7 protein-coding genes are annotated in these 6,912 nt (G+C 66.5%); 5 read left to right on the plus strand and 2 right to left on the minus strand.

The features are described 5' to 3' along the window. Positions 1–328: 328 nt before the first annotated feature. A complete protein-coding gene (locus tag PMN64_RS20530; RefSeq protein ID WP_411781930.1) occupies positions 329–1,999 on the plus strand; it encodes a methyl-accepting chemotaxis protein in 1,671 nt (556 codons plus the stop codon). A 282-nt stretch (positions 2,000–2,281) separates the two neighbouring features. Further along, positions 2,282–3,070, plus strand: a complete 789-nt coding sequence (locus tag PMN64_RS20535) for an SDR family NAD(P)-dependent oxidoreductase (RefSeq protein ID WP_028341382.1) — start codon at positions 2,282–2,284, stop codon at positions 3,068–3,070. A gap of 210 nt (positions 3,071–3,280) precedes the next feature. On the opposite strand, the gene PMN64_RS20540 is transcribed toward PMN64_RS20535, so the two are convergent. Beyond that, a complete protein-coding gene (locus PMN64_RS20540) occupies positions 3,281–3,847 on the minus strand; it encodes a histidine phosphatase family protein (RefSeq protein WP_411781931.1) in 567 nt (188 codons plus the stop codon). A gap of 7 nt (positions 3,848–3,854) precedes the next feature. After that, a complete protein-coding gene (cobS, locus tag PMN64_RS20545) occupies positions 3,855–4,607 on the minus strand; it encodes an adenosylcobinamide-GDP ribazoletransferase (protein WP_411781932.1) in 753 nt (250 codons plus the stop codon). A 177-nt stretch (positions 4,608–4,784) separates the two neighbouring features. On the opposite strand from cobS, the gene cobT reads away from it, so the two are divergent. The 3 genes from cobT to PMN64_RS20560 all read left to right on the plus strand — a co-directional run bounded on the left by cobT (position 4,785) and on the right by PMN64_RS20560 (position 6,801). Then, positions 4,785–5,798: a nicotinate-nucleotide--dimethylbenzimidazole phosphoribosyltransferase gene (cobT, locus tag PMN64_RS20550; RefSeq protein ID WP_411781933.1), complete on the plus strand. Its 1,014-nt coding sequence runs from the start codon at positions 4,785–4,787 to the stop codon at positions 5,796–5,798. A 176-nt stretch (positions 5,799–5,974) separates the two neighbouring features. Then, the gene (locus tag PMN64_RS20555; protein ID WP_016842535.1) at positions 5,975–6,265 is read left to right on the plus strand and encodes a hypothetical protein; all 291 of its coding nucleotides are present in this window, start codon (positions 5,975–5,977) and stop codon (positions 6,263–6,265) included. A 113-nt stretch (positions 6,266–6,378) separates the two neighbouring features. Further along, positions 6,379–6,801, plus strand: coding sequence for a hypothetical protein (locus PMN64_RS20560; RefSeq protein WP_069275915.1), 423 nt, complete (start codon positions 6,379–6,381; stop codon positions 6,799–6,801). The last annotated feature ends 111 nt before the right edge of the window (positions 6,802–6,912 follow it).

Below are 6,912 nucleotides of genomic sequence, written 5' to 3' on the forward strand. Positions count from 1 at the left end.
CGGTAATATCAGACTTCGTAATAGGCCTATCAGCGCTGCTGAAGTGAACGCGTTGCGATCATCCGCATCAGACCAAAGTCGTCCTCGATTTTCGCCCGTAAGATTACGGTGAACATCGCATGCAGACTACGGATGATAACGTGCATACTGAAAAAATACGCCGCAAGTTGAAAGAGATGCGCGGGTGCATCGGCGCATTATGCAGATCGTGCCAGGCGCGCGTGGGCAACAGGCTTTACCGATGCTAAACGGCTCGCTGCAACCTTTCCGTGAGTTGCCGCGATCCGCTTTTCCCCATCCCTTTCATTTGGACCTTCACGGAGCCCTGATGTTCAGTTTCAGCAACAAGGCCAAGATCGAGAATGCGCTGGCGCAGACTGCCGCGATCGGCAAGTCGCAGGCGGTGATCGAGTTCAAGCTCGACGGCACCATCGTCGACGCCAACGAGAACTTCCTGAATGCGATGGGCTACACGCTCGACGAGATCAAGGGCAAGCACCACAGCATGTTCGTCGATCCGGCCATTCGCGACAGCCAGGACTATCGCGCGTTCTGGGCCAACCTGAACCGCGGCGAGTTTCAGGCCGCGCAATACAGGCGCATCGGCAAGGGCGGCCGCGAGATCTGGATCCAGGCCTCCTACAACCCGATCCTGGACAAAAGTGGCAAGCCGGTCGGCGTGATCAAGTTCGCCACCGACATCACGGCGCAGAAGATTCACAGCATGGAGGAGGCCGGCAAGATCGCCGCGATCGGCCGGGCGCAGGCGGTGATCGAGTTCAACATGGACGGCACTATCGTCAATGCCAACGAGAATTTTCTAAGCGCGCTCGGCTACTCGCTCGCCGAGATCCAGGGCAAGCACCACAGCATGTTCGTGCCGCCGGCCGACCGCGACAGCGCGGCCTATCGCGACTTCTGGGCACAGCTGAACCGGGGCACGTTCGAGGCCGGCGAATTCAAGCGGCTCGGCAAGGGCGGCAAGGAAATCTGGATCCTCGCCACCTATAACCCGATCCTCGACGACCGCGGCAAGCCGTTCAAGGTCGTCAAGTTCGCCACCGACGTCACCCAGCAGAAGGTGAAAACCGCCGACAATGACGGCCAGATCGATGCGATCGGCAAGTCGCAGGCGGTGATCGAGTTCAACATGGATGGCACGATCCGCACCGCGAACCCGAACTTCCTCGCCGCGATGGGGTATTCGCTTGCCGATATCCAGGGCAAGCATCACAGCATGTTTGTCGAGCCCACTGAGGCGAGCGCGGCCGGCTACCGCGAGTTCTGGGGGGCGCTGAACCGCGGCGAATTTCAGGCCGCCGAATACAAGCGCATCGCCAAGGGCGGCCGCGAGATCTGGATCCAAGCCTCCTACAACCCGATCCTCGATCTCAACGGCAAGCCCTACAAGGTGGTGAAGTACGCCACCGATATCACCGCGCAGGCGATCGGCCGCAAGAAGGCCGACAGCGCGCGCGGCCTGATCGAGGCGGTCGCCGCCGGCAGCGAGGAGATGAGCGCCTCGATCCGCGAGATCTCGGAAACCATGACCAAGTCGAAGCAGAACGCCGCGGTCGCCACCGGCCGGGTCGAGGCTGCGGACGGACAGGCGCAGAAGCTCAATGCCGCAGCTCAGGCGATGAGCGGCATCGTCGAGATGATCTCGAGCATCACCGGGCAGATCAACCTGCTGGCGCTCAACGCCACGATCGAGTCGGCGCGTGCGGGCGAAGCCGGCCGCGGCTTCGCGGTGGTTGCCTCCGAGGTGAAGAGCCTCGCCAATCAGGCCAAGCAGGCGACCGACACGATCTCCTCGGAAATCGACGCGCTGAACTCGATCGCCGCCGAAGTGGTGAGCTCGCTGTCCGAGATCAAGGCGGCGATCGCCGGCGTCAACGAATACATCACCTCCACCGCCGCCGCGGTCGAGGAGCAGAGCATCGTCACGCAGGACATGTCCACCAACATGCAGCGCGCCTCTGCCGAACTCGCAGCGTAAGCCACGGTGCGATCCTCGAAGGATGGGCGGCCCGGGCTGGGGGCCGTGCATCCTTCGAGACGCGCCTTCTTCCCATGCTGGAAGAGTATAGAACGGCCGTCGCACCCATGTCATTGCGAGCGAAGCGAAGCAATCCACCTCGCCACACGGGAAGAATGGATTGCTTCGTCGCTATCGCTCCTCGCAATGACGGCCGAGCCAGTTGAGCGCCTCTCAGGTTGACATCACCAGGTAAAGGTCGCAGACGGTCGGGACTTCCTGCCCGAACCGATGGACCATCCGATGAATTCCGCTTCCCCCAAAGTCGCACTCGTGACCGGCGCCGCGCGTGGCATCGGGCTTGCCGCGGCGAAACGCTTTCTCGCCGACGGCTGGCGCGTCGCGCTGCTCGACATCGAGGGCGAATTGCTGCGCGCGGCGGTCGCGGCGCTGAAGCAGCCCGACGACACGCTGGCGCTCACCTGCGACGTATCGGATGCCGCTGGCGTGGCAGCCGCGATCTCTGCGATCACGGACCGGTTCGGCCGGCTCGACGCGCTGGTCAACAATGCCGGTATTGCCGTGTTCACGCCGGTGCTGGAGACCTCGGACGCCGACTGGAGCCGGATCATGGCGGTCAACCTCACCGGCCCGTTCCTGTGCACCAAGGCGGCCGCGCCGTTAATGCGCGAGCATGGCGGCGGTGCGATCGTCAACATCACTTCGATCTCGGCGGTGCGTGCCTCGACGCTGCGCTCGGCCTACGGCACCAGCAAGGCCGGGCTTGCGCATCTCACCAAGCAGCTCGCGGTCGAGCTCGCCTCGCTCGGCATCCGCGTCAACGGCGTCGCGCCCGGGCCGGTCGAGACCGCGATGGCCAAGGCCGTCCACACGCCGGAGATCCGCGCCGACTATCACGACGCCATCCCGCTCAACCGCTATGGGCTGGAGGAGGAGCTGGCGGAAGCGATCTTCTTCCTGTGCTCGGATCGCGCCAGCTACATCACCGGACAGATCCTCGCCGTCGACGGCGGCTTCGACGCCGCCGGCATCGGCCTGCCGACCCTGCGCGGCGCGCGGCGGAACGGGTAACGGTTGATCGGATGAACTAATGTCACCACCGCGACGGGACTGCGCTCCCTCGCCCCGTTCTTACGGGGAGAGGGTTGGGGTGAGGGGCCCTCTCCCCGCGCTCTGTACCAGTTAGTCTCGCGGAGACTCCCCCTCACCCGGAACGCATCTGTCGATGCGTTCCGACCTCTCCCCGCACGCGGGGCGAGGTAAAGCAGAGTCACCGCGCTATCAGCGCCCGTTCACCGCGACCACGCGCCAGGCATCGGGCAATCGGTCGATCCGCGTCAATGACAGCGGATCGATGACGAAGCGCAGCGCGAGCTCCGGCGCGAGCTCGAGCGCGATCGCCAGGATTGCGCGGATGGTGCCGGAATGCACGACCAGCACGACGTCGCCGGCCGGCAGGCGCGCGAGCCCTGCCCGCGCTCGCACGATCTGATCGGCAAAGCTTTCGCCGCCCGGCGGCCGGTTGTTGCCCGGCGATTGCCAGAACGCGCGATAGGCCGCGCCGAGCTCGGCTTCGATCTCGCTGTGGCGCCGGCCGGTCCAGTCGCCAAAATCCTGCTCGCGAAAGGCGTGGTCCTCCGCTGCCGTCAGGCCGAGCTTTGCGGCGGTCTCGCGGGTGCGCCGCGCCGGACTGCACACCGCGAGAGCGTGAGCCGGCAGCCGCGCCTGCAACGACGCGAATGCCGCGGCATCGCTGAGGTCCGCGGGCGCATCCGGGGCATGGATCACGCCGCGCGGGCCGTCGACCGGCGCGTGGCGGATCAGCCAAAGACGCGTTTCACTGTCCATCGACGCCCTAACCTAACCGCGCCGCAAGCAGCACCAGGATCGCGGTCTCCGCGACCTGCTCGGCGCCGCCGAGCACATCGCCGGTCTGGCCGCCGATTTGCCGCTTTGCCACGAGCACCATGATCAGTGCGCTCGCACCGGCCACGATCGCCGCCAGCAGCGCGCTGCCGAACGGCAAGGCGAGGACTGCGATCAGCAGCGCCAGGCCAGCCGCGACCACGGCAATTGTCCCATCGGGCCTACCGGCATTGGCGGCGAGCCCGTCCTTGCGCGCATAGGGCAGGCTGATCGCGATCCATGGCAGCACGCCGCGGCCCAGCGCGTGCGCAGATATCAGGCTCTGCACAACGAGACCATTCGGAATTGCCGCGAGAGCCGCGAGCTTGGCGGCAAAGCTCACCACCAGCGCCAGCGCGCCATAGGTGCCGAGCCGGCTGTCGCGCATGATCTCGAGCTTGGCCGCGACATCGCGGCCGCCGCCGAACCCGTCGGCAACATCGGCGAGCCCGTCCTCATGCAGCGCGCCGGTGAGCAGCGCACCGCCGCCGAGCGCGAGCGCGGCGGTGGCCAGATCCGGCACACCGATCGCCCGCAGCAGCAGGCAAAACAGGCCGATCGCCGCCCCGATGGCGGCCCCGACCAGGGGAAACAGCCGCTGCGCCCGGGCAAAGCTCTCCGGCCGCGCGCCGTCCGGATGCGGCATCGGCAAGCGGGTCAGGAAGGCGGTGGCGGTCCTGAGTTCGTCGAGCCATTGATTCATGGTGAAGGCCTGGAAATTGGGCTAAAGCGCGACGAGATCGGGCTCGATCTCATCGCGCTTTAGCTTCCTGTTAGGGCATGATCTCCGCGCAAATGCTACGCATTTGTCGCGAGGAAAACCGCTTCACACTTTTCCGGATCATGCATTAGCTTGCGGCCCGCTCGACGAGGGAATCGCATGCAGTTCAGTACTCTAGACGACATCCGCGGCTTTTGTCGCGACCTGCCGCAGGGCGACGAGGCCAGTGCCGCGGCCGCCACGCAGCGTCAGCAGAACCTGACCAAGCCGCCGGGAAGCCTCGGCCGCCTGGAAGAGGTTGCGATCTGGCTGGCGCGCTGGCAGCGGCGCGAGATGCCCCGGCTCGATCACGTCACCATCGCCGTGTTCGCCGGCAATCACGGCATCGCCGAGCGCGGCGTTTCAGCCTATCCCTCCGAGGTCACCGCGCAGATGGTGGCGAACTTCGCCGCCGGCGGCGCTGCGATCAACCAGATCGCCAAGCTTGCCGGTGCCGAGCTGCGCGTCGAGCCGCTCGAGCTGGCGCGCCCGACCCGCGACTTCACGACCGGGCCGGCGATGGACGCCGCCGATTTCCTGGTCGCGCTCGATACCGGCTGGCGCACGGTGCCCGAGCAATGCGATTTGCTCGTGGTCGGCGAGATGGGCATCGCCAACACCACGGTCGCCGCGACGCTGTGCGCCGCGTTGATGGGCGGGCGCGGCGTACGCTGGGCCGGCCGCGGCACCGGCGTCGACGATGCCGGGCTGATACGCAAGCGCACCACGATCGATGCGGCGCTCAAGCTGCATCGCGGCGTGATCGACGATCCGCTCGTCACCGCGATGTCGCTCGGCGGACGCGAGCTCGCGGCGATCGCGGGCGCCGTGCTGGCGGCGCGCGCACGCTGCATTCCGGTGCTGCTTGACGGCTTCGTGGCGACAGCCGCGGTGCTGCCGCTGGCGCGGCTTCAACCCGACAGCCTCGCGCATTGCCGCGCCGGACATGTGTCGGCCGAACTCGGCCACCGCGAATTGCTGCGCGAGCTCGAACTCGCCCCCTTGCTCGATCTTAACATGCGGCTCGGCGAAGGCTCCGGCGCGGGGGTTGCGATCCTTTTGTTGCGCGCGGCGCTCGCCTGTCATGGCGGCATGGCGACCTTTGCCGAGGCCGGCGTCTCCGGCGCGGGCTGAGGCTCTCGGGAGAGCCGGAAGGTTCCCTCAAAAAGCCGGTGCATAGCGTCGGCACGGGCCGCAATCTTCGCGTGCGCAGCATGACCTCTACGCGCTTAAGGCCTAACCTTCGCGGCGGTGGGACGCCGGCCGGCGTCTCAGCCGTGCTGAACCAGATACCGGGGAGAAATCACCTCATGTCGGGCGTTCTCATCAATCTGATCATTCAAGTCATCAGCGGAGCCGTCGGCGGCAATGTCGCGGCGGGAGCGGCCAAGAACATCGATCTCGGCACGCTCGGTAACACCATCGCAGGCGCCATCGGCGGCGGCGCGGGCGGACAGCTTCTGGGCATGCTGATCCCGCTGCTCGCCAATTCCGGCGCGACGCCTGACATCGGCAGCATCATCGGTCAGGTCGCCGGCGGCGGCGTTGCCGGCGCCGTGCTCACTGCGATCGTGGGGGCGCTCAAGAACCGCGCGGCCTGAGCCACCTGCTGTCGCGACCGGGACATCGGTCTTGACGATGCCCCATTCCGGCGCGAGCCTTGCGGCTTCAGATGCGGCGGCACCTCGATCGCATCGTGGCAGGGATTGCGCGCATGAAAATACTTGTCGCGGCGGCAGCTCTCTGCGCAACGGTTAGCTGCGCGCAAGCCGATGTTCGTATCCTCGCCAGCCCCGGCGGGCAGGTCGGCCCGTTCATCGAACTGTTCGACAAGGTGCGCGAGTCGGGCGAGCGCGTCGTGATCGACGGGCCCTGCCTGTCGGCCTGCACCCTGGTGCTCTCGATGGTGCCGGGCGACCGCATCTGCGTGACGCGGCGCGCCGTGCTCGGCTTCCACGCCGCGCGCTCGATCGACCGGCGCGGCCGCACCTATGCCGAGCCGGAAGCGTCCGTGGCGGTGCTGCAAGCCTATCCGGCACCGGTGCGCGGCTGGATCGTGCGCCGCGGCGGCCTGACCTCGCGCCTGCTATTGCTGCGCGGCCGCGAGCTCGCGGCGATCTATCCGCGGTGCAGGTAGCGGCGTGGATTGCGTCTTTCTTGACCCGCCGACGCTAAAGCGGGATGGGTTTAGGTTGAATCGATTTGGGATTCCCAAATCAGTGTGTTTCTGATTCACCATGCTGGCTGG

It is taken from the genome of Bradyrhizobium sp. UFLA01-814 (assembly GCF_046718885.1).
Lineage (GTDB): Bacteria > Pseudomonadota > Alphaproteobacteria > Rhizobiales > Xanthobacteraceae > Bradyrhizobium > Bradyrhizobium elkanii.

Excerpts from the sequence above, each read along its gene's own strand:
- PMN64_RS20530 (WP_411781930.1), top strand. The coding sequence starts at position 329 with ATGTTCAGTTTCAGCAACAAGGCCAAGATCGAGAATGCGCTGGCGCAG.
- PMN64_RS20535 (WP_028341382.1), top strand. The coding sequence starts at position 2,282 with ATGAATTCCGCTTCCCCCAAAGTCGCACTCGTGACCGGCGCCGCGCGT.
- PMN64_RS20540 (WP_411781931.1), bottom strand. The coding sequence starts at position 3,847 with ATGGACAGTGAAACGCGTCTTTGGCTGATCCGCCACGCGCCGGTCGAC.
- cobS (WP_411781932.1), bottom strand. The coding sequence starts at position 4,607 with ATGAATCAATGGCTCGACGAACTCAGGACCGCCACCGCCTTCCTGACC.
- cobT (WP_411781933.1), top strand. The coding sequence starts at position 4,785 with ATGCAGTTCAGTACTCTAGACGACATCCGCGGCTTTTGTCGCGACCTG.
- PMN64_RS20555 (WP_016842535.1), top strand. The coding sequence starts at position 5,975 with ATGTCGGGCGTTCTCATCAATCTGATCATTCAAGTCATCAGCGGAGCC.
- PMN64_RS20560 (WP_069275915.1), top strand. The coding sequence starts at position 6,379 with ATGAAAATACTTGTCGCGGCGGCAGCTCTCTGCGCAACGGTTAGCTGC.